Here is a 23535-nt window from a genome sequence, read left to right as displayed (position 1 = left end):
GGCCAGGCAGTCCTCAGGGAATCGCCGGCACCGGCCGGCCCGACAATTCGGCGGCAAGCAGGCTGGCGTTGCGGGCGACCAGTCCGTAGATCGAGAGTTGCGGATTGACGCCCAGGCTGGTCGGGAAAACCGAACCGTCATGGACGGACAGGTTGCCGAGCCAGAAGTGCCGCCCGCGATGGTCGACGACACCGCGCTGTGGCGCGTCAGCCATCGCGCAGCCACCCATGACGTGCGCACTGACCACCCGGCAGACGAAGGGTTTGAGCGGCAGTTCGGCGATTCCCCGGCGCGCTTCGGCCCAACTGGTATACCCCGGAGTCGATTCGTGCACCGGGGTGACCCAGCGCGCTCCGGCGGCAAACTGGATCTCGGCCATCGCCAGCAGCGCACGCCGGGCGGCTTCCCAGATCACGTCGCCGAGCGGGTAGTCGAGCACCGGCAGACCATTGGCCCCCAAACGCACCTGGCCACCAACGCTCGCCGGATGGAAACCGTCGCGCAGCAATGCCAGCGCGACGCTGGCCTGGGTGAATTCGCGCATCAGGCGGGCATGCGCCTGGCCATAGCCCTGCAGCGTCGTCGCGAACAGCACGGGATGCAGCGGCGCGGCTTCCAGTTTGAAGCCGAGCGGGCCATCGATCGGTGCCTGATGCAGAAAGTGATCGGAATAGATCGACTGCGGCGCACCGGCGTAGGCATCGACACGATCCGGCATCAGTGCCGCTGAAATGATGACCGGGTGCAAGAAGGTACGTTTGCCGAGCCGCCGATACGGATCGGGAACCCCGCTGCGCATCAGCAAAGCCGGGCTGCCTATGGCACCGCCGGCGACGATGAAGTGGCGAGCGCGCAACTGCACCCGCTTGCCCGATGGACGGATACCGTCCGGCTGCAGCGCCTGGCAATCGAGAGCCGCCACCTGGTTGCCGGCAAAGCGCAGACGCTCGGCGCGCAACCGCGAATACAGTACGGCGCCACGGCTCAGCGCGGCCGGAATGGTCGTTATCAGCATCGACTGTTTGGCGTTGGTCGGGCAGCCCAGACCGCAATAGCCAAGGTTCCAGCAGGCTTTGACGTTGCGCTTGATAAGGCCGACGTCGACCCCGAGCTTCTCGCCACCGGCAAGCAGCAACTGGTTGTTCGGGTTGGGTGGAGTATCCCAGGAGCGCACCGACAATTTGTGCTCCATCACCGCAAACCACGAACTCATCGCCTCGCTGCTGAGTTGCCGCAAACCGAACTGCCGTTGCCAGTACGCGAAGACCTCGGGCGGAGTGCGAAAGCTGCTGGTCCAGTTCACCGTCGTCGAGCCGCCGACACAGCGCCCCTGCAGGATGTTGATCGCCTTGTCGGCCGTCTTGCGCGCTCCCGACTCCTGATACAACTCTGGATAGGCCTCCGACTCGCGCATTCTGAAATCGGTCGATGAGCGCAAAGGCCCTTCCTCGACCAGCACGACGCGCAACCCGGCGTCGCTGAGAATGTCGGCGCTCACTCCGCCGCCAGCCCCGCTACCGACGATGACGACGTCTGCTTCGATCGTCTGGCTCCTGGCCAGTGCCGAAGCGTCGAAGTGCTTCCAGCCGGCAGCCAGGCCAAGCTTGATCGGGTCTTGCATCAGAAATACCCCTTTGGTGGACCAGGATAGCCAATCGCCTCCCAGGTTTCCGGACGCGCATACCAGGCGCCAAAGGTCAGATCGTGCAGCGCGGCGTAGGCACCCTGCAGAAGGTCCAGACGACTTGTCCGCCAGGCCTGCAAGAAGTCGGAAACATCCGTCACACTGGCTTCCCGCCACGCCTTGCCGACACCGGCCAACAGCCACCGCCCCGGAGCGGCCACCAACAGGCCGAACAGCTCGCCGATCTCCTTTTGGGTGGCCAGCGAAAAACCGGCCACCTCGACGGCAATACCATCTACCGTCAAGGCCACCAAGCGGCGACGCTGCCCGCTGTCGCCCGGCAGCGCGCCGTCGAGCAATGCGTTGACCACCGCGGCCAGCATGTCGCGCTCGGCGTCGTTCAGCGCGCGCTGCCCAGCGGCGTTGAGCCAGCCGGCAAAGGCCAGCAACGCGCTGCCGGCCAGACCGGCCCTGATGAACTGCCTCCGGTTGAGCATCATCGCAGCAGGATCCTCGTCAAGCGATCGAACAAGGCACCATAGGGCGGACTGAACAGGCCGACGGCGGACAGCCGCGACTGCCGAAAAACCGCTTTCCGTACCGAGAAGGTCTCGAAGCCCGCCAGGCCATGATAGCAGCCCATGCCACTCGGACCGACGCCGCCGAACGGCAGATCGTCCTGGGCAATATGCAGGATGGTGTCGTTGACCGTCACCCCGCCGGAAACCGTTTCGTTCAGAACGCGCTCGATGTTGACGCGCTCGTGGTCGAAATAGTACAGCGCCAGCGGCCTTGGCCGACCATTGACGTAGCCAATCGCCGCCTCGAGATTGGAGTAGGGAACGAGCGGCAGCAGCGGCCCGAAGATTTCCTCACGCATCACGCGCAGATCGTCGCCGGCCTGAAGAAAGACCAGCGGCGGCAGCCGGCGCGTCCGTGGGTCGGCAAGCGCGCCCGGCGCCAGATCGACGACCTGCGCGCCGCGCGCCCGCGCCTCGTCGATGTAGCTCACGAGGCGCACGTACTGGCGCTGATCGACAATCGTCGAATAGTCCGCGCTGTGCGCGATGTCCGGATAGCAGGCGGCAACGACCTGCCGGGCACGATCGATGAACGCCTGCTCGTGCCCGACGGGCAACAGGACGTAGTCGGGCGCGATGCAGGTTTGTCCCGCGTTGAGGCACTTGCCGACGACGATGCGTTCGACGGCACGGGCGAAATGACCAGCCGCTACCGCACCGGGACCGATGATGGCCGGCGACTTGCCGCCCAGTTCGAGCGTCACCGGCGTCAGATTGTCGGCCGCGGCGCGCATCACGTGCCGACCGACGGCCGTCGACCCGGTGAACAACAAGTGATCGAAGGGGAGCTGCGCGAACTCCTGCGCCACGCGGACATCGCCCTCGACGATCGACAGCTCGTCGTCGGCAAAGGACCTGGCGACCAGTTCGGCAAACAACGAAGCGGTTGCCGGGCTGTTCTCGGACATCTTGACCAGCACCCGATTGCCCGCCGCCAGCGCTGCCGCGAGCGGTGCTGCCGCGAGAAAAACCGGATAGTTCCACGGAACGATGATACCCACCGCGCCGAGCGGCTGGTAACGTACCTCGGCCCTGCCTGGCTGGAACCAAAGTGACACCGAGCGCGCCTGCGGCCGCATCCAGCGCGCCAGATGCCGGCGCGCGTAAGCAATCGCCTCGTGGCTCGGAAACAGCTCGAGCAAGCGCGTCTCGGCCGGCGAACGATGACCGAAATCGCGCCGCACGGCATCGGCGATCGCTGCCTCGTTGTCGAGCAACAGCCGGTCAAGTGCCAGCAAGCGGCGCTCGCGCACCGCCCGCAGCGGATGCGGATCGCCGCGCGCAGCAAGCTGCAAGCGCGCAAAGCGGTTCGCCAGCGAATCGGGATGAGGCATGCACGGCTCCTTTCTGGGTCGGCTTCGAGAGCAAGTGTAGGCGTTGCCGCGACCGGCTGTTAGTGCCTGGCCTCTAAACAGCGTAGACCTGGCGGCGCATAATTCGGTCGCATGGACGAACTGACCGACGTCAACGCCAAGCAGCACAGTGCCGACGCTTTGCGGCGACACCTCAAGGCGGCCAAACTCCTGCGCCAGCAAGCCAACGTCGATCCCGCGGCGGCGGCCAAGCGACTGCGGCTGCGTGAATGGCAGGCGGCACGCCTGGCGCGCAGCCACGCCGATCTGCTGGCCAGCGAACGCTTCGGGCCGGCAGCACAGTTTTTTCTCTCCGACCTCTACGGTCCGAAGGACTTCAGCAGCCGCGACCAGGAAGTCGAGCGAATCCTTCCCATGCTGATCAGCATGTTGCCGGCGTCGGCGCTGCGCACCGTTGCACTGGCTGTCGAAGTCGATGCGCTGACCGAGCAGCTCGATTCGGCGATGGTCGCCGAACTCTGCCGGGACGGGATGATCGACGCCATCGATGAGGATGCCTACGCCGCGGCTTACCGTCGGGTCGGTTGTCGAGCCGAGCGCGAACGGCAAATCATGTTGATACGACAGACCGGAGAAGCGCTCGACAGGCTGGCCAGAAAGCCCCTGTTGAGCACCCTCCTCAAACTGATGCGCGGTCCGGCACACCTTGCCGGACTAGGCGACTTGCACACTTTTCTCGATTCCGGCTTCAGCGCCTTTCGCGGCATGGGTTCGGCCACCGAGTTTCTCGATTCGATCGACGGCAAGGAACAGGCACTGTTGGCAGACCTCTTTTCCGGTACGCCAAACCCTTTCGCCATGCTGTAGGACGACCGATTACCGGCCGCAACCCAAGGCAGACGGTGGCTTGCCCACGCCCCTTCGCCTCGGCCGGCGGCCCGCGCGATGTGAATCGGGTAGAATCCGCCACCAGGCTTTCTCACCGAACTGAAAATCACCGCCCATGGAACTCGCCGAAAAATGCCTCGTCCTCGGTGTGACTGGCGGCATCGCCGCTTACAAGGCCGCCGAACTGGTTCGCCTTCTGGTCCGGGAAGGGGCCTCGGTTCAGGTCGTGATGACCGAAGCCGCGACCCATTTCGTCACCCCGGTCACCTTTCAGGCGCTCTCCGGCAGGCCAGTGTTCACCGACCAGTGGGATCCGCGCATCGCCAACAACATGGCGCATATCGAGCTCTCGCGGACAGCCGATGCGCTATTGATCGCCCCCGCCTCAGCCGACTGTCTCGCCAAACTGGCCAACGGCCTGGCCGACGACCTGCTGACGACCATGGTTCTGGCCCGCGACTGCGCGCTGCACGTGGCGCCGGCGATGAATCGCCAGATGTGGGAAAACCCGGCAACGATCCGCAATCTGGCGACGCTGCGCGCCGATGGCGTCAACATCTTCGGTCCGGCCTGCGGCGACCAGGCTTGCGGCGAGACGGGACCGGGGCGGATGCTCGAACCGGAAGAGATTCTGGGCGAGGTGATCAGCCACTTCCAGCCGAAACACTTGGCCGGCAAACGGCTGCTGCTGACCGCCGGCCCGACCTTCGAGGCGATCGACCCGGTACGCGGCATCACCAACTTGTCCACCGGAAAGATGGGCTACGCCATCGCGCGCGCCGCCCGCGAAGCCGGCGCCCAGGTGACGCTGGTTTCCGGCCCGGTGGCGCTGTCCTGCCCGCCAGGCGTCAAACGCATTGCCGTGACCAGCGCCCTGGAAATGCATGCGGAGGTTCATCGCCAGATCGCCGGCAACGACGTTTTTGTCGCCGTCGCGGCGGTGGCCGATTACCGTCCCGCGCGGCCGCTCGACCAGAAGATCAAGAAAGGAGCGCAAACCCAGCCACCCGCCATCGAGCTGCGGCAGAACCCGGACATTCTCGGTGACATCGCGGCGCTTCCCCAGCCGCCGCTGTGCGTCGGTTTCGCTGCCGAAAGCGAAAGGCTGGCCGAGTACGCCGAGAGCAAGCGGCGCAGCAAGCGTATCCCCTTGATCGTCGGCAACCTGATCGCCGACGGCTTCGGCGGAGAGCAAAATACGCTGACCCTGTTTGACGACGACGGCCAGCACCCCTTGCCGCCGGCGCCCAAGATCGCACTCGCGCGCCTGCTCGTGGCACGCATCGCCGCATTACTCGAGAAACGCTGATGCCAAGTACCGGCCACCGGACGATAGACGTCAAACTGCTCGATGCTCGCCTGCACGAGCAGCCGCCGCACTACGCCACTGCCGGCGCGGCAGGTCTTGATCTGCGGGCCTGCATCGCGACGGCCGTGGAAATCAAGCCCGGCGAAACGCGGCTGATTCCCACGGGAATCGCGATTCATCTCGCCGACCCGGGCCTCGCCGCGATCATCCTGCCGCGCTCCGGCCTCGGCCACAAACACGGAATCGTTCTCGGCAACCTGACCGGACTGATCGACTCGGATTATCAGGGCGAGATCATGGTCTCGACCTGGAACCGCAGTACGGTAGCCTTTACGCTGCAGCCCCTCGAACGGCTGGCGCAACTAGTAATCGTTCCCGTGCTGCGCGCGACGTTCAACATCGTCGAAGAATTCACCGCCAGCCCGCGCGGCGACGGTGGTTTCGGCAGCACCGGTCGATCCTGAGGCGCGTCGCAGCGAACGCCTGAACGCCTCCGCAGCGGCTCAACGCGGCTCGGGTCTCGCCAGAAGGCGCAGAGCGGCAACGGCAAAACCGGCAAAACAGATGCCCGACCAGTTGGCCATCGACAAGCCAAGGAAAACCCAGTCCTTGCTCGAGCAGAAACCGGTGGCCATGAACATGGCCGGCCAGCGCACACCGAACCAGTCGACGATCTGCTCGATCAGCGTCGGATCGCCAAAACCGCACTCTTTGCTCGCGCTGGGAAAGTACTGCAACCAGCTCTGGTAGCCCGCGCTCGCCAACCCACCGAGCGCCGTGAGGCCGAGCAGCGCGCTCCACAAACGCCACCAACCGGGCAACACGACGCCCGCCAGCGCCAAGCCGCCGATCAGCAGGTAGAGCAGGCGTTGAAAGATGCACAGCGGACAAGGCTGCACCTTCATCGCTTCACCGATTACCAGCGCGGCGCCCGTCAACCCGACAGCGGCCAAGGCCAACAGACCAAAATGGAGGCGCCGAGGAAAGTCCATCAGCCGCCCCAATCAGGCCGGCGCATAGCTGCGCAAGCGCATCGACAGCTCCCGCAACTGGCGCACGCCCGAGCTTTCGGCCCGCTCGCACCAATCCTGCAGCGCCTTGACAAGCTGCTCGCCGGAAGCATTCGAACGTTCCCACACCGCCGCCAGTTCCTGACGCATGCTGTACGCCGTTTTCAGCGCTCGACTCTCGCCGAGCAGGGATTCGAGGCGTTCCCGCAATTCCTGTGGCACCGCCCCGGCGTCGGCCGCCAGCCAACGCTTGAGACCCCTAAAGCGATCCCCGTCATGCCGCTTGGCGAGTTCTTCCCGGTAAACCTGCTTCAGCGACTCCGCATAGCGCGAAAGGACATCGTAACGATAGACGATCACCGCTTGCAGGGTATCGAAATCGACCACCGGGCGCAGCGTGCCGAGTCGTGGCCGCGGCGCCACCTTCTTGACCTGAGCCAAGTGCAAGGCAGCGAGGATACGGATATAAAGCCAACCGATGTCGAATTCGTACCAGTGGATAGACAACTTCGCCGACGTGGCGAAGGTGTGGTGATTGTTGTGCAGTTCCTCGCCACCGATAAAAATCCCCCAGGGGCAGAGGTTGGTGCTCGCGTCGGCCGGGCTGAAATTCCGGTAACCCCAGAAATGTCCGAGGCCGTTGATTACCCCCGCCGCCCAGAACGGAATCCAGACCATCTGAACGGCCCAGATCAGCGGCCCGGCTAGTGCACCGAAAACCGCCGTGTCGATTGCCAGCATGATCACAATGCCCAGCTTGTGCCATGGGGAGTAGAGGTGATTTTCCAGCCAGTCGTCCGGCGTCCCACGGCCGTAACGCTGCAGCGTTTCGGCATTCCGCGCTTCTTTGACGTAAAGGAAAACGCCGCCCCAGAGCACGCGGTTGATGCCGAACATCTGGGGACTGTGCGGATCATCGGCCGTGTCGCACTTGGCGTGGTGCTTGCGATGGATGGCCGCCCACTCTTTGGTCACCATGCCGGTACTCAACCACAACCACAGACGAAAAAAGTGCGCCACTACGGGATGCAGATCAAGTGCGCGGTGGGCCTGGTGCCGGTGCAGGAAGATGGTCACCGAGGCAATGGTCACGTGCGTCAAGGCCAGTGTAGTCAAGACGTAGGCCCACCAAGGCCAATCGACCAGTCCTGCGTGCATAGCTTGCCCTCCCGAGATCCGACCCTCGATTGTAAGGCAACAGGACTCTGGAACCAAACGGCCCGCGGAGGAAAAAATGTCGGGGAAGAGCGCTCTCGGCAGCCAGAAGTGGCCCCCACAACGCTGGCACGACGGGCTAGTCCGTCGGTTTGCATTCCGGTGCTGTGCGCGGCAACAGAAGGGTGAACACCGTTCCTCCTGCCGGTGAACTGTCCACCTCGATCGTACCGCCCAGTACTCCGGTCACCAGGTTGTAGACAATGTACAAACCCAGGCCGCTGCCACCCTGGCCGAGGCGAGTGGTGAAGAACGGTTCGAAGATACGGTTCACCGTCGCCGGTGAAATACCGACGCCGTTATCGGCGCAGCGGAGAGCGACGTGCGTCGCACCGGCGGTTTCGGCACGCAGTTCAATGCAGCCTTCGTCTATGCCGACAAAGCCATGCGTCAGCGAGTTGCCGACGAGATTGGCGACGACCTGTTCGAGCGGACCCGGATAGCTGTCCATTTGCAGCCCGTCGGCGATGTCCACCTCGATTCGATGGCGAGAACCCTTGAACGACGGTCGCAACGTGACCAGCATTTCCTCGACCGTCTGGCGCAAGTCGAAGCAGCGGCGCCGCGCACTGCTCTGGTCCACCGCCACTTGCTTGAAGTGACCGATCAGGTCGGCGGCGCGGGCCGAATTGCGCTCGAGCAAGTCGACCGCTTCGCGGCTTCGACCAAGAAACGCCTCGACCTGCGAACGACGCAAGGCACCCGCCTCGACGGCACCGGCGAATTCGCTCAACTGTTCGCCGAGCAGGCTGGCAACGACCCGCGTATTGCCTAACGGCGTGCTCAGTTCGTGCGCCACTCCGGCGACCAGATTGCCGAGCGCCGCCAGCTTTTCGGCCTGCACGAGTTGCGCCATCGCCTGGCGCAACTCCTCGTTGGCGCGCTGCAATTCGGTCGTTCGCTCGGCCACGAGTTCCTCCAGGTGCTCACGGTACTGCCGGAGTTGCTCCTCGGCGTGCCGCCGCTCGGTAATGTCGAAGATCAGGGACAACATGACGTCTTGATCGCCAAGCCGAATCACTTCGCCCGACCAGAGCGCTTCGCGAATATCCCCGGTGCGGGTGGCGAAGCGCGTCGGCGCCTCGCGGACGAAGCCTTCGGCACGCAACTGGGCGACCATCCTTTCGCGATGTCCGGCGTCGGCCCAAACACCGAGTTCGCGCGACGTATGGCCGATCAACTCTTCCCGGGCATAGCCGAACATGCGCTGCAGTTGTGCGTTCACGTCGATGAAACGACCGGTCTCGATGTCCGTGATCGCCATCGGCGCCGGGCTGGCGCGGAAAGCCGTGGCGAAGCGCTCCTCGCTTTCGCGCAAAGCGGCTTCCGCCCGCTTGCGCTCGGTAATATCCGAGCCGATGCTGAAAACCTCGCACACCTGTCCGCTGGCATCGAGGATCGCCTTGTTGGTCCACGAAACCCAGACGCGCTCGCCATCGCGACGCATGTTCTGATTGATGTTGTGCTCGAAGCGTTCGGGATGGGCACAGATTTCGTCCATCAGCCGGCGCAGATCCGTACCGTCGCTATCATCGCCCGGGACGATGGTGCCGACGACGTGCCGACCCAGCAGTTCGTCTTCCTGATAAGCGAAGTACTTCAGTCCGAACTCGTTGATGAAAGTGATCTCACCCCGCTGGTTCCAGCGCAGGATGATGCTATTCGCGTTTTCGACGAGCTCGCGATACTTCAGCTCGCTTTGTAGCAAGGCCTGCTCATAGCGCAACCGCTCCGTAATGTCGTTGGCCAGCACCAGTTCGGCCGGTCGTCCCTCGAAAGTCAGTGTATGGCTAGTAATCTCGACATCGACCAGCGAGCCGTCCTTCCGGATGTGTTGGGAAAAACCCGCGTCACCGATCCCTTCTTCGACGGCAACGACATCCTCGAGTAACAGTGGGATGGTCTCTCGTGGCCGGATATCCATGATGGTCATGCGCAGGAATTCGTCGCGCGAATAGCCGTAGCGCCGCACGGCGGCATCGTTGACGGTCAGAAAAGCGAGCGTCTTCAGGTCATAGACCCACATCGGGTGCGGATTGCTGTCGAACAGCACGCGGTAGCGCGCCTCGCTCTCATGCAGGGCCTGCTCCGCCAGCCTGCTCTGGGTGATGTCGCGGATCGTGCCTATCATCTTGACCGGCACCCCTCGGTCGTCGAACTCGACTTCGCCGAGTCCATGCACCCAGCGTTCGTCGCCATCGTGTCGGCGAATGATGCGGTACTCCCGATCGAAGCGCTGCCACCCGGCAAGAACGTGAGCAGTCAGATACTGCCGAATCTCCTCTCGTTCGTCGGGATGAACCAGTGCCATCCATCCGTCCAGCGTTTTGGGGAAAGACTCGTCGATGCCGAAGATCCGATCGAGCTTCTCCGAACTCACCCACCTTCCGGAGTCGGCGTCCAGGCAGAACGAGCCAAGGTCGCCGACCTCTTGCGACCTGCGCAGCAGAAGTTCGCTTTCGCGCAGTGCCCGATCGGCCAGTTCGCGTTCGTTCCGGGTGCGCAGCACGTTGATGCCGAAGGCCAGATCGCCCGCCAGTTCGCTCAACAGCACGACTTCCTGAGTATCGAATGCGTCGGGGGCCGACGAATAGATACTCAAGGCGCCGAAAATCAGCCCCGCCGCCCGCAGCGGCAAGGAGCACAGGGCGCCATAGCCGCGCTCGGCGGCGCGCGCGTGCCACGGCGCAAAGCGCGGATCGCTGGCCAAGTTCTGAATCACACAAGGCATCCCGCTGCGAATCGCCGTGCCGTTGCCGCCTTGCCCGCGTTCGTCGTCACCCCACGTCGTGTCGAGACCCTCGAGATAGCCCTCCTCGTGACCGGCCCAGGCCGCCGGCTCGACCGTCCGTGCCGCGTCGTACTGCGCGTAGCCTACCCAAGCCATCCGATAGCCACCGGTCTGCACGACGATCCGGCAAACCGTATTCAGCAGGTCGGTCTCGTCGCTGCTGCGAATCAGCGCCTGGTTGCAGTCGCTCATCATCCGCAACTGCCGATTGACCTGGCGGAGTGCTTCCTCGGCCCGTTTGCGCTCGCTGGTATCGATCAGAATACCCTGATAGTGCGTGATCTCGCCAGCGGCATTCCGTTCGGCGGCGGTACGGTCGTCCACCCAGCGCACGGCGCCGTTACGGGTGACAATCCGATACTCCTGCTCGAAATGATCGGTCCGGCTGTCGGCATGGGCTCGCACTTCGTCGGCAACCCGCTGCCGGTCATCGGGGTGTATCAGCGAGACGAAGGAGGTGGAACCGTTCAGCAAGTCTTCGGGCGAGTAGCCAAGCTGGCTCACATTGCGCGACACGAATACCGTCGGCCAACCCTCCACGGCCCGCCAGCGGAACAGTATCGCCGGGCTGTTCTCGACCACCAGGTTCGCTTGCCGCAGTTCCTCCTCGGCCCTCAGACGCCCGGTGATGTCCACCGCGACACCCATCACCTGGATTGCTCCGGCGGCATCGCGCACTGGGTTGAGATAGGTATCGAAAACGGTATCGCCGATGCGCAAGACGTGGTGCCGCGTTTCTCCGGCGATGGCACGTCTGGCCTGTTCGCAAAGCTCGGTGTAGTCCCGGTAGAGGCTGAACAACGACCGGCCTACCACCTGCCCCGCCACCAGGCCGACGCTTGCCAGGCCCTTGCCTTCGCTGAGCGAGAACACCCCGTCCTCGTCAAACTGAAAAATCACCACGGGCGCGTTGCTGATCACCGACCGGTAGCGTGCCTCGCTGGCCGCCAGTTCCCCTTCGCGCTGGCGAATCGCCCGCGACATGCGATCGAGTTCGTCGGCCAGACGTTCGAACTCACGGATCCGTGAGGCGGGCCACGGTTGGTCGTAGTCGCCATCGGCAATCGCCTGCGCCTGATCGGTGTAGCCGCTGATACGCCGAGCCAGGCCGCGCACCAGGATCAGCGTGCCAGTCGCCGCCAAAAGTACGGCGACCAGCGCACCGGCAGCCAGTACCCACAAGGTCGACAGAAAGGGCTTCAGCGCCTCGTACCGCGTCTGCGCGACCAGCACAGTCCAGCCAAGTTGCGGCACAGCAATCCGCGTCCCGACGAAAGGCACGCCGTCGAGTTCGAGTTCCTGCGTCGCCAGTCGCTCGAGCAGGGCGTTGCCGAGCACCGGCAGGGAAGATGGATCGATGTCCTGGACACGGGTATCGCTTTGGGAATGCGCGATGACCTGACCGCGGCGGTCAAGAACGAGTGTCAAGCTCGCCACCGCGCTCGGCAAGCGGCGGAGAAACTCGGTCAGATGATCGATGGCGACCTCGCCGACCAGTACGTCGTCGGCCAACGGAATCGTCAAACTCGTCACCAGCCGGCCGCTGATCGTCGACCGGAAGACCTCGGACCATACCGCCTTGCGCTGCCCGCGCGCTTCGCTCAGCGCCGCCCAGCGGGACAAGTCGGTGCCCACCAGATCAGCCCGCCGGTCGCGCTGCCTCGATGGCAGGCCGACGGCATTGACCCGACCATCCGGGCCGACGATGTAGATCGCCGCGAAGACGTCGCCCGATCCGGTATGTGCATCGAGCGGTTCGTACCAGACGGACGCCGAACGCTCGCCTCGCCGACCGAGATAGGCCGCCAGCGCCGACAGTTCACGTCCCGCGCCGAACAGTTGCGCTTCAATCTGCGCGGCAACGGCGCGCGCCAGCGACTGATGACGTGCTTCGATGTCTACCCGCAACTGTGGCAGCAGAACGCACAAGACGAGCACGGCGACCAGCAGGAGCGGCAGCATCGCCGCCGCCGCGAATCGCCACGCCAACCACGACCACAATGGGCGGGCCGACGATCTGCCCTCAAGTGAGCGGTGCGCGGCGACCATCAGGCGCCTGCAGGCCGCCGCGCGGTGCACATTCGGAACGATGACTCGGCGGCGAAAAGCCTAGCGGACACCGGGCCGACGATCGATCTGCCATCCAAACGTAATCTCCTCCAGCAGTCGGGACGATGCGACAGGCCGTAACTGTAAGGCAATTTTCGGTTCGGGAGCGTTTTCGCCCCGCCGGCCGGCGCCGGGGCCGGCCGACAAGCGGCCAAACGCGCAGCAGGCGATGCCATTCAGCAACCGGCGGGTCGACGTCGCCGAATCAACTTCCGGGCTGGCGCAGGCGATCGATGCGCAAGCGCTGGCGCTCGTCGAACAGCCGTCGGGCGGCCAGGCTGACCGCCACCACGGTGCCGAATCCAGTACCGCCGGCGATCAGGAACATGACCAGAATCTGATACTTGACCGCTTCTACCGGTGGCGTTCCGGCAAGTATCTGGCCGGTCATCATGCCCGGCAGGCTGACGATGCCGGCCGCCGCCATGGCGTTGATGATCGGAATCAGGCCGACCCGGATCGCTTCGCGACGACTGTCCGAAATCGCCTGCCGGCAGGGCTGCCCGAGCGCCAGCCGGGTCTCGATGATCTGACGTTTCTGTAGTGCCTCCTGGGTCAGACGGTCGAGCGCCAAGGAAATTCCGTTCATCGTGTTGCCGAGAATCATGCCGAGCAGCGGTATGGCGTATTGTGGTGCATACCACGGGTGGCTACCGATCACCAGCACCAGGGCCAGCACGGTAACCGTGAAGGAGGAAACGAACATCGCCAGGCTTCCCAGGCCGAATCCCCACCAGCCAAGGAATCGGAGTTTCTGACGGACCATCACCTCGCGCCCGGCAACGCCGATCATCACCCCCGCCATCAGCGCCACCCAAGCCAAGTGGGCATTGTCGAACAGAACCTTGAGCACCAGTCCGATGAGCAGCAACTGAATCGTGCTGCGCGCCGCCGAGGACAGCAACTGCCCTTCGATGCCGAGTCGCATTCGGCGCGACAGCCCAGCGAGGGCAACGATCAGCAATGCGGCAAGAGCCAGGTCGACGGGCGCCAGGACGATCGCTTTCATGCCGACCCGCCCTCTTCCAGCCGGCCATCGCGCAGGATGAAGCGACGCTGTGCCACACGTCCAATCTGACCGGCGTCATGGCTGACCCATAGCACAGCCGCCTGCCGCTGGCGGCGATAGTCGTCGAGCAAGGCTTCGACGCGTCGCGTCGTATCCTGGTCGAGACTCGCGGTCGGTTCGTCGAGCAGCAAGGCCGCCGGACCGAGCATCAAGCTTCGCAAAAGGGCCAGCCGTTGCCGCTCGCCGGTCGAGCAACGGCCAACCTCCCAGTCCAGCGAAGCCACCGGCAGAGCGAGCTGTTCCAGCCAAACCGGGTCTAGCCCGTGTTCGAAATGGTCGCCTACGCGTTCCGACCACCACTGGCTCTCGGCCGCGACCAGCGCCACCGAACGCCGCCAGAGCGGGGGTGGCACGCTGGCGCAGGAGGTGCCGTCGAGCGACGCTTCGCCGCGGCAGGGATCAAGGTCGGCGATGGCGCGCAACAAAAGCGTCTTGCCGCTTCCGGAAGCCCCCTCGATACAGACGCATTCGCCACCCGCGACCGCAAGTTCGATCGGACCAACGTGCCGCGTGACGAACTGACGAAGACGCAAGGCAGCCAAGTCTCGGTGCTCCCGAAGCGATGGAAAAAAGGTCGAAGCGCCGGCGAACTTGCCGGGCAGATCGGCGCGAGCGACGATTGTAGGCGTAAACGTTGCCATCCGAACTCGAGTTCGGTATTAATGGGCTGAGCGGCAAATGCCGCGTACCGGATTTCGCCCGCTCCGCATTCCGCCTGATTGTGCGCCGACCAACCGTCACGGGAGAAGAAGATGAAGCTGCGCAAGATCCATCATGTCGCCTACCGCTGCCGCGACGCCAAACAGACCGTCGAGTGGTACGGCAAGTACCTCGGCATGGATTTCATCCTCGCCATCGCGGAGGACAAGGTGCCCTCGACGGGCGAACCGGACCCCTATATGCATGTCTTTCTCGACGCCGGCGACGGCAACGTCCTCGCCTTCTTCGAACTGCCGACCAAGCCGCCGATGGACCGCGACCGCAACACGCCGATCTGGACGCAGCACATCGCTTTCGAGGTCGGATCGCACGACGAACTCCTGGCCACCAAGGAGCGCCTGATGGCGGATGGCATCGAGGTGGTGGGCGTTACCAACCACACGATTTTCCAGTCGATCTATTTCTTCGACCCGAGCGGCCATCGCCTCGAACTGGCCTGGAACACCGCGACGCCGGAAATGATGCAGCGGCTGGACGCCGTCAAGTGGGAGATGTTGAACGAATGGGCGAGGACGCGCCGGGCACCGAAACACGCCGCCTGGATGCACGACGGCAGTCATGGCGCCTGAGCGGCGCCCGCGGGTCCGAGCGTGCGCCGCGCCGGGCGGCGCAGGGCTCTGCTGCCGTACCTCGGACAGCAGACGAGACAACGGAGGAATCGAGCGATGAAACTTGCCACCCTGAAATCGGGCGGCCGCGATGGCACGCTGGTCGTGGTCAGCCGTGACCTGACTCGCTGCCAGCCGGTTGCAGGCATCGCCCGCACGCTTCAGCAAGCCCTCGACGACTGGTCGGACTGCGCGCCGCAGCTAAGCGAGGTCTATGTCGGCCTGAACAACGGCGCCGCGCGGCACGCCCAGCCTTTCGCCGAGGAGCGCTGCCATTCGCCGCTGCCGCGGGCCTACCAATGGGCCGACGGATCAGCGTACATCAACCACGTGGAACTGGTGCGCCGGGCGCGTGGAGCCGAACTGCCGGCTTCTTTGCGCAGCGACCCGCTGATCTACCAGGGCGGATCCGATTCCTTCGTCGGTCCGCGCGACCCGATACGGGCGCTCTCCGAGGACTGGGGAATCGATCTCGAGGCGGAATTGGCGGTCATCACCGGCGACGTGCCGATGGGCGCCGGGGCAGACGAATGCGCGGCGGCCATCCGCCTGCTGATGCTGGCCAACGACGTGTCGCTGCGCCATCTGATCCCTGAGGAACTGGCCAAGGGTTTCGGCTTCTTCCAGTCGAAACCGGCCACCGCCTTCTCGCCCGTGGCCGTGACACCCGACGAACTGGGCGACGCCTGGCACGGCGGCAAGGTCCATCTGCCCTTGCTGGTGCATATCAACGGCCGGCTCTTCGGCCAGCCGAATGCCGGCCTCGACATGACATTCGACTTCACCCGACTGATCGCGCACGCCGCCCGGACACGCGAGCTGGAGGCCGGGTCGATCATCGGGTCGGGAACGGTCTCCAACCGGCAGATGGCGACGCATGGCTCGAGCATCGGCGACGGCGGCGTCGGCTATTGCTGCCTGGCCGAGTTGCGGATGTACGAAACCCTGGAAAAAGGCGCTCCGCAGACCGGCTTCCTGAAGTTCGGCGACCGTGTCCGGATCGAGATGCTCGACCGCGACGGTCGCAGCGTTTTCGGCGCCATCGAACAGGCCGTGGCGCCCTGGGCGGCGGCGCAGTGAAACGGGCACGCCGCGCCAGCACCCTGCGCCGGGAGGCCGCCCGGCGCCACACCCATCGACCAGCAAGGAACGGCCATGCTCAAGCTCTACAGCTACTTCCGCAGCTCTGCCGCCTACCGCGTGCGCCTCGGACTGCAACTCAAGGATCTGGCCTACGAAACCATGCCGGTGCATCTGCTGCGCCACGGCGGCGAACACCTGCAAGCCGGCTACCGCGCTATCAACCCGGGGGCCCTGTTGCCCTGCCTGCAGGATGGCGAGATCACAATCAGCCAGTCGCTGGCGATTCTCGACTACCTCGACGAAGCTTACCCCGGCAGAGCGCTGCTCCCGGCCGACCCAGCGGGGCGGGCGAGAGTCCGCGCGCTGGCGCTGATCGTCGCCTGCGATATCCATCCGATCAACAATCTACGCGTCCTCAAGTATCTCGGTAACACGCTGCGGGTGTCCGAGGAAGAAAAGGCGGCCTGGTACCGGCACTGGATCGAGGAAGGGTTTCGCGCCATCGAGACGCATTTGGCGCGCGACGAGCACACCGGCGACTTCTGCCACGGCGACCAGCCGACGCTCGCCGACTGCTGCCTGATCCCCCAGGTTTTCAACGCCGAACGCTTCTCGGTGGACTTGACTCCCTACCCGACGATCCGCCGCATCAATCGCCTTTGTGTCGAACTGGAAGCTTTTGCGGCGGCACACCCGGCACGCCAACCCGACAGCGAATAAACCAGCGCGGGGCAAGAAGACCAGCGGAAGCGCCTTCACGCTGGCATCGTGGCCGCTACGCCCAACGACGACGGGCATCGGAAGCGCGCCCGCGCCCCGGATGCCCATTGCAAGACCAAGCGTCGGGACTACAGGATCGGCGTATGCGTGCCGGCCGGCAGCGCCGAACCGCTGGGCTCGTAAACCACGTGCGGGCGACCGACGAGCAGCGGGTCGATCGGCCCGATGGCGTCGACGTCCTTGCCGACGTAGTTCAGCTTATGCAGCACGTAACGCATCGCGTTCAATCGAGCGCGTTTCTTGCAATCCGACTTGATCACCGTCCAGGGGGTTTCGGCCGTGTCGGTGTGGAAGAACATCGCCTCCTTGGCCTTGGTGTAGTCGTCCCACTTGTCGAGCGAGGCAAGGTCGATCGGCGACAGTTTCCACTGCTTGAGCGGATGCACTTCGCGCTCCTTGAAGCGACGCCGCTGCTCCTTGCGGCTGACCGAGAACCAGAACTTGATCAGGTGGATGCCGCTACGCACCAGGGTCCGCTCGACTTCGGGCGTCTGGCGCATGAACTCGGTATACTCGTCGTCCGTGCAAAAGCCCATGACGCGCTCGACGCCGGCCCGGTTGTACCACGAGCGGTCGCAGAACACGATCTCGCCGGCTGTTGGCAAATGCTTGACGTAGCGCTGAAAATACCACTGGCCACGCTCCAGTTCGCTCGGCTTCTCGAGCGCCACGACGCGTCCGCCGCGCGGGTTGAGGTGCTCGGTGAAGCGCTTGATGGCGCCGCCCTTGCCGGCGGCATCGCGCCCTTCGAAGATGATCACGACACGTTGCCCGGTCTCTTTGACCCAGTTCTGCAGCTTGAGAAGTTCGACCTGCAAGCGGTATTTCTGCTTCTCGTAGGCCCGGCGCGACATCAGGTTGCGGTAGGGGTAGGAATTCGTGTCGCGCCAGCTCGTCGCCAGTTCGTCGTCCGGGCTGCTCGCCGGTTTCGCCGCCGGCGCTTCTTCCTTGCCGAGCAGCGCCTTGCGCAAGGCCTGCGCATCGTCCGGCGACGAGCCGGTCATGATCGCTTCCAGCGTCTTGGCCAATGATGCCGTATCGCCCACCGAGACATGGGCGATGATGTCGCTCAGGGCCACCTTCTTCTGCTCGATGGCCGAACTGGCCGCTTCGGCAACGTCATACGCCTCCATGGCGGCCGGCGTACGCGCCGGAGCCACGTCGCCGGCCGACGCCCGGCGTGGCTGCGCCGCCCGCGTGGCCGCCGAAGCGGCGCGCGCCCTCGGCGCTCGCCCTGCCGGCTTGCCGACCGGTGTCTCGACGGCGTCGACGGGTGCAGTCCCGCCCGACGTGACGCTGTCGGAAGAAGGTGCGGGCGGCGGCGTTCTCTTGTCCATCTATCTCTCTCCAAGTGGATATGTTCTACAGATCTGTCGCCTGATCGACGATCGGCGGCATTTATCATGATAGCGCCGATAACTCAGAAAGTTCAATCGCTTGCCGGTCATCGAAGGGGTCTTTGGGAGATTTTTTTCGCGTTGCTCCGGCAGACGAGCAGAAAACCCCCCGGCGATCCGCCGGGTCGCCGGCCACACCCGTCACGCGCGCGGCGCTAGTCAAGCGGCGGCGCCAGAACGATGCGAAAGCCGATGTCGCCGTCGCGGTCGTCGGGCGCAAAATACTCGCGTTTGGCCGCCCGCAAATCACCCGGATAGTCGAGCCAGGAACCTCCGCGCATCGCTCGCGGCTGATCACCACCAATCTGCGTGTTGGCCGGCTGGTGATACTCGTTGAGACACCATTCCCACACGTTTCCAGCCAGATCAGCCACCAGCGATCCGTCCGGCGCCCCCGCGGGATACATGCCGACGGCCATCGTCCGGCCAACGCCGCTTTCGTGGCTGTTGGCGCGTGCTGGATTCCATTCTTCGGACCATGGGTACTTCCGCCTGGCGGCGCCGGACTGGGCAACCCATTGCCATTCCCATTCGGTCGGCAAGCGAATGACATCTGGCCCGTGCGACCCGAACTGCTCGTTGAGCCAGCGGCAAAAGGCGATCGCGTCGCTCCAGCAGACGTTGATCGCCGGGTAGTTCAGAAAACCCCAGCGCGCCTCGCCGGGCTGCTTCCTTTGCTTCAGTTTTCGCCACCAGCGCCGGTCACGATAGCCGTCTTCCGCATTGACGAAGGCATTGTACTGTTGCCAGGTGACCGGATATCGCGCGATACGCAACGCGTCGACCGCGAAAACCTGACTACCTTTGCCTTCGAGCTGAACTTCGCCGGCCGTCACGTCGACCCAGGCGATTTCGGGAAGACCGCTGGCCGCCAAACCGACGCCGCGCCGCGGATCCCCCATCTGATTGAGCCGCAAACCGATTTCCTCGCGTCGATGATGCGCCGTCTCGTCACCGCTCAGTTCGTCGAGCAGCGTCAGCGGCTCCGGCTGGAGAAAACGGCGCAAGCCTTTCTCCAAGCTGCTCTCGAGCACCCGCCAGGCGTCGATGCCGGAATCGTCGAAGTCCGGTTCGACGGGCGCCGACCGGTTGCCCAGATCGAGCAAGGCGAGCAGCACCGGCCTCTGCCTTTCCCAGCCCCAACGCAGCGCGTCGGCGCGCCGGGCCTGACCGCTGGCGGGCAACGCCTCGTCGTGCTCGACCGCCTGCAGCCAGTCCCTCGCCGCCTGTTTCGCCTGCCGGCGCAGCGCCAGACTGGCACGATAGCGGTCGCACCATTGACGCAGGCGTGGCCAATGGCTGAGCAACGTTTCGTGGGCAAGCTCGACGTGCCGGTCGTCGGGATCGGCCAGAAAGCCCTGGCTGCGCAAGGCATCGACCAACCGACCGAGCAGCGGATCGGCTCGCAGCGGCGCGATCTCGACGGTACGGCGGGTCGGCAGTTCGTCGACCACGGTCGCCAGCTCGGCGAACAGGCGAACACAAGCAAGCTCCAACTCGGGCTCACTGACGATCAATCGCTCGATGCTCGCTGCGGCGCTCTCGACGATGCTCTCCAGGCCACCCATCTGCTGGTAGGCTTCGAGCGTCAGGCCCCGCTCGGGGTCGCGCTGCTCGAACAGTTTCTCGAGACTGAGAGCAATCAGCGGCAACGCGCCGCTGCTGACGCTCGCCGCCATCACGAGTCGGGCCAGCAGTTCCTTCTGTACCGGCACGCCATACGCCTCAGCCGGACCGGTGATGATGGCGTGCAACTGCTCTCGCCCGGTGATCGGCTCGAGCACCATGAGAGACTCGCGGAAAAGCTCCTCCCCCAGCCACTCCATCAAGCGGGCCGTGAATTCGCTGCGCAGCGTCAGTACCAGATAGAGGCGATCGACCCTGAGCAGGGCATCGAGCAGGTCGCGAAAACGCCGCCCCGAGGCAGCCGGGGCGTGAGTGAAAAGCCCTTCGAACTGGTCGATCAGCAAGACCAGCCGCTCACCGGGCTGGTCGAAGAAGTGTTCGATGGCAGACGCCAGACGTTCTTCGGACGAATTGGGAGCGCCGATGTCGACGATGCCGTTGACTGCCCGCCGCAGTTCGTCGATGCGCTGTTGCTCGCGTTCACTCCGCGGCAACTCACGACACAGCGCTTCGGCGAGCTGCCGGCATGGATCGGCCTGCGGCTCGCAGCGCCGATAGGCGATGTCGCCGAGCATTTCGCGCAAGCGAGGGACGATGCCGGCGGCGACCAGTGACGACTTTCCGGTACCTGAGCGGCCAACGACGCTGAGCAGTCGAGTCCGTGCCAAGCGTTCGCTCGCACGCGCGACGTCCTCGTCACGCCCGAAGAAGAGGTGGTGCGCCTCCGGTTTGTACGCGGCAAGACCTGGGTAGGGATTGGGGTTGCCGGAAGTGTCCGCCGGTGCGCCCGCCCCAGCCGGCAACGAGAGGGCTTCCCGAACGTTGGCGCTGGCACGGCCTGACGGCGCAGTCATCGAACTCATTGGCGATCGAGCCTCCGGCAACATCCTGCGACGATGATAGCCCGAAAGATCGGCCGGTGAAAGAACACGGCGCGCAGACCGAAGGCTCTACCGAATGGCAACGCCTGCTCGGCCAGCGGCCGGTGGCAGGAGTTGCCAACGCGACGACATTGCTCGATCATGCCCCCGCTACGCAGCGCTTGGCTGGCGTGCCTATTTCCATCAGGAGGCAATGACCATGATCGATCTCTACACCGCGGCCACCCCGAATGGGCACAAAATCTCGATTGCCCTCGAGGAACTCGCGCTGCCCTATGCGGTACACGAGCTGAATCTGGCGGCCAGCGAGCAGAAGCAGCCCTGGTTTCTGGCGATCAACCCGAACGGGCGCATTCCGGCGATCGTCGATCGGGACGCAGACGACTTCGCCGTTTTCGAATCCGGCGCCATTCTGCTCTACCTCGCCGAGAAGACCGGCCAGCTTCTGCCGCCGGACCCCAAGGGTCGGTCGCGCGTCATCCAGTGGCTGATGTTTCAGATGGGCGGCATCGGCCCGATGATGGGCCAGGCCAACGTGTTTTTCCGCTATTTTCTAGAGAAGATCCAGCCCGCGATCGACCGCTATCAGGGCGAATGCAAGCGGCTGTTCCGGGTGCTCGACGGCCATCTCAAGGAACACGAGTATCTGGCCGATGACTACTCGATTGCCGATATCGCCAACTGGGCCTGGGTGCGCACGCATCGCTGGTCGGGCATCGAGATCGACGACTTGCCGCAGCTCGCCCGCTGGTGCCGCCAGATTCGTTCGCGTCCGGCCGTACAAAGAGGGATCAGCACGCCGCCGTCGGCTCTCGATCGCGACGCCGACGGCGAGCAAGCGCTAAAATTCGCCGCCGAGGCACGCCGCATGGTCGAAACCGGTCAATCACGCGACGCCGGCGTCTGAAGCGACACTTTCCGATTCACAAAGCAGGTCTGCCAGCCGCGAGGACACCATGAAGCTTTTCGTCTCACCCAGAGCACCCAACCCACGCCGTGTACTGATGTTCATTGCCGAGAAAGGCTTGTCCGGCATCACGCACGAAGTCGTCGACCTGACCACTGGCGAGCACCGGAGCGACAAATTTCGCGCCAAGAGCCCGTTGGCCAAGGTTCCGGTTCTCGAACTCGACGACGGCCGCTGTCTTGGCGAAACGCGTGCCATCTGCACCTATCTTGAGGGTCTGGCACCGGACCCCAACCTGATGGGGCGCGACTACGAAGAGCGGGCATTCATCGAGATGGCGGATCGTCGCGTCGAACTTTATCTGTTTGGCGGTATCGCCAACTGGATCCGTCACTGCCACCCCGGACTGGCACCGCTCGAGCAGCCGCAGTTTCCCGATTTCGGTCGCTCGCAGGGCGAGAAGCTGCGCGCGGTGGCGCACTGGCTTGATCGCGAACTCGCCACGCAGCCGTACCTTGCCGGACAGCGCTTCACGATTGCCGACATCACCGCCTTTTGCGCGCTGGAGTTCGCGCGCGGGCTGATGAAGTTCCGCCCGGGCGAGGAAGGCATGCCGCACTTGCAAGCTTACCGGGAGCGCATCGCCGAACGCCGCAGCGCCGCCGCCTAGGGCCGGCGCGACGAGAAACCGGACTCGCCGGCCGACGCGCTCAGCACCATCGCGTCGCTCTGGTCGGGCCAATCCACTCCGATGTCGCCGGACTGGGCGACGAGCGGCTGCTCTGGCGCTGGCCTGCCGGCCGCCTCCCGACTCCCGTCTTCGGTCGCGCCGAGATCGAGCCACTGGCCAATCGCCTCGCCCAATCGCTGCCTGCGCAAGGACAAGGACGCGTCGAGCTGGCGTCGAGCTGGCGTCGGGCGGCCACCCGGTCGCCGACGGCGAGCGCGCGCATGGCCTGTGCGAAGAGCTCGGCCGCTTGCACCAGTGCTTGCCGGGTGAGCTTCCCTCGGTTTTTCGTCTTCCAAAGGGTGGGGTTCATGCTACCTGTTTTTCAACGCGGGTGGCCTTCATGGCGGCATGGCTGGCATGACGTACGCCATGTACCCGCTCCTTCTTGAAGCGGTTGAATCCGCTCTCGGTGAACGCGTTATCCCAGCAATTGCCCTGGTGGCTCATCGAACAGACCATGCCGTACGCCTTGAGCTCGTCCTGAAACGCAGGGCTGGCGTACTGGCTACCGCGGTCGGAGTGAGGCATCAGACCCGGGAAAGGCCGGCGGCGGAAGCACGCCATGGTCAGGGCGTCAGTCACGATGCCTGCCGTCAGGCGGGGTTTGAGTGACCAGCCCACGACTTCCCGGTTGAGCAAATCCAGCACGATAGCCAGGTACAGCCAGCCTTCATCCGTCCATAAATACGTGATGTCCGAGGTCCAGAGCTGATGGGGTGCGGTGGTTGTGAACTGGCGAGCCCACAGGTTGTCTGCCACCGGCAGGGCATGGCGCGAATCCGTCGTCACCTTGTCGCGGCGCTTGTGACGGGCGTGAATCCCGTTCTCGCGCCTCAACCTCTCTCCCCGCTCCTTGCTCGCCGGGAAACCACGCCTTCGCCGTTCGCGCACCAG

At 64.6% G+C, this 23535-nt stretch carries 19 protein-coding genes and 1 pseudogene; 8 read left to right on the top strand and 12 right to left on the bottom strand.

Annotated features, from left to right (window positions below):
* Positions 1–13 precede the first annotated feature (13 nt).
* Genes Q1M07_RS09425 through Q1M07_RS09415 form a run of 3 tightly spaced genes read right to left on the bottom strand, consistent with a single transcriptional unit; the run spans position 14 to position 3539 of the window.
* Entirely contained in the window at positions 14–1621 is a 1608-nt protein-coding gene (locus Q1M07_RS09425; protein WP_300453300.1) for a GMC family oxidoreductase, read from the bottom strand.
* Entirely contained in the window at positions 1621–2124 is a 504-nt protein-coding gene (locus Q1M07_RS09420; protein WP_300453298.1) for a hypothetical protein, read from the bottom strand. Before Q1M07_RS09420 ends, Q1M07_RS09425 begins: the two co-directional genes overlap by 1 nt.
* Positions 2121–3539 carry a coniferyl aldehyde dehydrogenase gene (locus tag Q1M07_RS09415; RefSeq protein WP_300453295.1) on the bottom strand — a complete coding sequence of 473 codons (1419 nt, stop codon included), beginning with the start codon at positions 3537–3539 and terminating at the stop codon, positions 2121–2123. The genes Q1M07_RS09420 and Q1M07_RS09415 overlap by 4 nt, the downstream gene beginning before the upstream one ends.
* A 111-nt stretch (positions 3540–3650) precedes the next feature.
* Between Q1M07_RS09415 and Q1M07_RS09410 the strand changes: the two genes are divergently transcribed.
* The 3 genes from Q1M07_RS09410 (at position 3651) to dut (ending at position 6179) form a co-directional block, all read left to right on the top strand.
* A complete protein-coding gene (locus tag Q1M07_RS09410) occupies positions 3651–4385 on the top strand; it encodes a hypothetical protein (protein WP_300453293.1) in 735 nt (244 codons plus the stop codon).
* Positions 4386–4521: 136 nt separating this feature from the next.
* The gene (gene coaBC, locus Q1M07_RS09405; protein WP_300453291.1) at positions 4522–5715 is read left to right on the top strand and encodes a bifunctional phosphopantothenoylcysteine decarboxylase/phosphopantothenate--cysteine ligase CoaBC; all 1194 of its coding nucleotides are present in this window, start codon (positions 4522–4524) and stop codon (positions 5713–5715) included.
* On the top strand, positions 5715–6179 hold the full coding sequence (gene dut, locus Q1M07_RS09400; protein WP_300453289.1) for a dUTP diphosphatase: 465 nt from the start codon (positions 5715–5717) through the stop codon (positions 6177–6179). Before coaBC ends, dut begins: the two co-directional genes overlap by 1 nt.
* 39 nt (positions 6180–6218) lie before the next feature.
* Here the strand turns inward: dut and Q1M07_RS09395 are convergent, their stop codons facing one another.
* The 5 genes from Q1M07_RS09395 to Q1M07_RS09375 all read right to left on the bottom strand — a co-directional run bounded on the left by Q1M07_RS09395 (position 6219) and on the right by Q1M07_RS09375 (position 14451).
* Positions 6219–6707: a disulfide bond formation protein B gene (locus tag Q1M07_RS09395; protein ID WP_300453287.1), complete on the bottom strand. Its 489-nt coding sequence runs from the start codon at positions 6705–6707 to the stop codon at positions 6219–6221.
* Between the two features lie 12 nt (positions 6708–6719).
* Positions 6720–7883, bottom strand: coding sequence for a fatty acid desaturase (locus Q1M07_RS09390; protein WP_300453285.1), 1164 nt, complete (start codon positions 7881–7883; stop codon positions 6720–6722).
* Positions 7884–8019: 136 nt separating this feature from the next.
* Positions 8020–12693 (bottom strand): PAS domain S-box protein, encoded by a 4674-nt coding sequence (locus tag Q1M07_RS09385; protein WP_300453283.1) that lies wholly within the window; start codon positions 12691–12693, stop codon positions 8020–8022.
* A gap of 352 nt (positions 12694–13045) precedes the next feature.
* Positions 13046–13849, bottom strand: a complete 804-nt coding sequence (fetB, locus tag Q1M07_RS09380) for an iron export ABC transporter permease subunit FetB (protein ID WP_300453281.1) — start codon at positions 13847–13849, stop codon at positions 13046–13048.
* Positions 13846–14451: an ATP-binding cassette domain-containing protein gene (locus Q1M07_RS09375; protein ID WP_300453439.1), complete on the bottom strand. Its 606-nt coding sequence runs from the start codon at positions 14449–14451 to the stop codon at positions 13846–13848. The genes fetB and Q1M07_RS09375 overlap by 4 nt, the downstream gene beginning before the upstream one ends.
* 210 nt (positions 14452–14661) lie before the next feature.
* Between Q1M07_RS09375 and Q1M07_RS09370 the strand changes: the two genes are divergently transcribed.
* The 3 genes from Q1M07_RS09370 to maiA all read left to right on the top strand — a co-directional run bounded on the left by Q1M07_RS09370 (position 14662) and on the right by maiA (position 17040).
* Positions 14662–15198 (top strand): VOC family protein, encoded by a 537-nt coding sequence (locus tag Q1M07_RS09370; protein WP_300453279.1) that lies wholly within the window; start codon positions 14662–14664, stop codon positions 15196–15198.
* Between the two features lie 96 nt (positions 15199–15294).
* Positions 15295–16317 (top strand): fumarylacetoacetate hydrolase family protein, encoded by a 1023-nt coding sequence (locus Q1M07_RS09365; protein ID WP_300453277.1) that lies wholly within the window; start codon positions 15295–15297, stop codon positions 16315–16317.
* Between the two features lie 75 nt (positions 16318–16392).
* On the top strand, positions 16393–17040 hold the full coding sequence (gene maiA / locus Q1M07_RS09360; protein ID WP_300453275.1) for a maleylacetoacetate isomerase: 648 nt from the start codon (positions 16393–16395) through the stop codon (positions 17038–17040).
* 128 nt (positions 17041–17168) lie between these two features.
* On the opposite strand, the gene ppk2 is transcribed toward maiA, so the two are convergent.
* The gene (gene ppk2 / locus Q1M07_RS09355; protein ID WP_300453273.1) at positions 17169–18437 is read right to left on the bottom strand and encodes a polyphosphate kinase 2; all 1269 of its coding nucleotides are present in this window, start codon (positions 18435–18437) and stop codon (positions 17169–17171) included.
* Between the two features lie 215 nt (positions 18438–18652).
* Positions 18653–20986: an SUMF1/EgtB/PvdO family nonheme iron enzyme gene (locus Q1M07_RS09350; RefSeq protein WP_300453271.1), complete on the bottom strand. Its 2334-nt coding sequence runs from the start codon at positions 20984–20986 to the stop codon at positions 18653–18655.
* A gap of 217 nt (positions 20987–21203) precedes the next feature.
* On the opposite strand from Q1M07_RS09350, the gene Q1M07_RS09345 reads away from it, so the two are divergent.
* Positions 21204–21911, top strand: a complete 708-nt coding sequence (locus tag Q1M07_RS09345) for a glutathione S-transferase N-terminal domain-containing protein (RefSeq protein ID WP_300453269.1) — start codon at positions 21204–21206, stop codon at positions 21909–21911.
* 49 nt (positions 21912–21960) lie between these two features.
* Positions 21961–22581, top strand: a complete 621-nt coding sequence (locus tag Q1M07_RS09340) for a glutathione S-transferase family protein (protein ID WP_300453268.1) — start codon at positions 21961–21963, stop codon at positions 22579–22581.
* Here Q1M07_RS09340 and Q1M07_RS09335 read toward each other — a convergent pair.
* On the bottom strand, positions 22578–22775 hold the full coding sequence (locus Q1M07_RS09335; RefSeq protein WP_300453266.1) for a hypothetical protein: 198 nt from the start codon (positions 22773–22775) through the stop codon (positions 22578–22580). The genes Q1M07_RS09340 and Q1M07_RS09335 overlap by 4 nt on opposite strands.
* 214 nt (positions 22776–22989) lie before the next feature.
* Positions 22990–23535 (bottom strand): annotated as a pseudogene (locus tag Q1M07_RS09330) (IS3 family transposase); the annotation flags it as partial.

This window comes from Accumulibacter sp. (genome assembly GCF_029255285.1).
GTDB lineage: Bacteria > Pseudomonadota > Gammaproteobacteria > Burkholderiales > Rhodocyclaceae > Accumulibacter.
This window is presented reverse-complemented; position numbering and strand designations above follow the sequence as displayed.

Excerpts from the sequence above, each read along its gene's own strand:
- Q1M07_RS09425 (WP_300453300.1), bottom strand. The coding sequence starts at position 1,621 with ATGCAAGACCCGATCAAGCTTGGCCTGGCTGCCGGCTGGAAGCACTTC.
- Q1M07_RS09420 (WP_300453298.1), bottom strand. The coding sequence starts at position 2,124 with ATGATGCTCAACCGGAGGCAGTTCATCAGGGCCGGTCTGGCCGGCAGC.
- Q1M07_RS09415 (WP_300453295.1), bottom strand. The coding sequence starts at position 3,539 with ATGCCTCATCCCGATTCGCTGGCGAACCGCTTTGCGCGCTTGCAGCTT.
- Q1M07_RS09410 (WP_300453293.1), top strand. The coding sequence starts at position 3,651 with ATGGACGAACTGACCGACGTCAACGCCAAGCAGCACAGTGCCGACGCT.
- coaBC (WP_300453291.1), top strand. The coding sequence starts at position 4,522 with ATGGAACTCGCCGAAAAATGCCTCGTCCTCGGTGTGACTGGCGGCATC.
- dut (WP_300453289.1), top strand. The coding sequence starts at position 5,715 with ATGCCAAGTACCGGCCACCGGACGATAGACGTCAAACTGCTCGATGCT.
- Q1M07_RS09395 (WP_300453287.1), bottom strand. The coding sequence starts at position 6,707 with ATGGACTTTCCTCGGCGCCTCCATTTTGGTCTGTTGGCCTTGGCCGCT.
- Q1M07_RS09390 (WP_300453285.1), bottom strand. The coding sequence starts at position 7,883 with ATGCACGCAGGACTGGTCGATTGGCCTTGGTGGGCCTACGTCTTGACT.
- Q1M07_RS09385 (WP_300453283.1), bottom strand. The coding sequence starts at position 12,693 with ATGCTGCCGCTCCTGCTGGTCGCCGTGCTCGTCTTGTGCGTTCTGCTG.
- fetB (WP_300453281.1), bottom strand. The coding sequence starts at position 13,849 with ATGAAAGCGATCGTCCTGGCGCCCGTCGACCTGGCTCTTGCCGCATTG.
- Q1M07_RS09370 (WP_300453279.1), top strand. The coding sequence starts at position 14,662 with ATGAAGCTGCGCAAGATCCATCATGTCGCCTACCGCTGCCGCGACGCC.
- Q1M07_RS09365 (WP_300453277.1), top strand. The coding sequence starts at position 15,295 with ATGAAACTTGCCACCCTGAAATCGGGCGGCCGCGATGGCACGCTGGTC.
- maiA (WP_300453275.1), top strand. The coding sequence starts at position 16,393 with ATGCTCAAGCTCTACAGCTACTTCCGCAGCTCTGCCGCCTACCGCGTG.
- ppk2 (WP_300453273.1), bottom strand. The coding sequence starts at position 18,437 with ATGGACAAGAGAACGCCGCCGCCCGCACCTTCTTCCGACAGCGTCACG.
- Q1M07_RS09350 (WP_300453271.1), bottom strand. The coding sequence starts at position 20,986 with ATGAGTTCGATGACTGCGCCGTCAGGCCGTGCCAGCGCCAACGTTCGG.
- Q1M07_RS09345 (WP_300453269.1), top strand. The coding sequence starts at position 21,204 with ATGATCGATCTCTACACCGCGGCCACCCCGAATGGGCACAAAATCTCG.
- Q1M07_RS09340 (WP_300453268.1), top strand. The coding sequence starts at position 21,961 with ATGAAGCTTTTCGTCTCACCCAGAGCACCCAACCCACGCCGTGTACTG.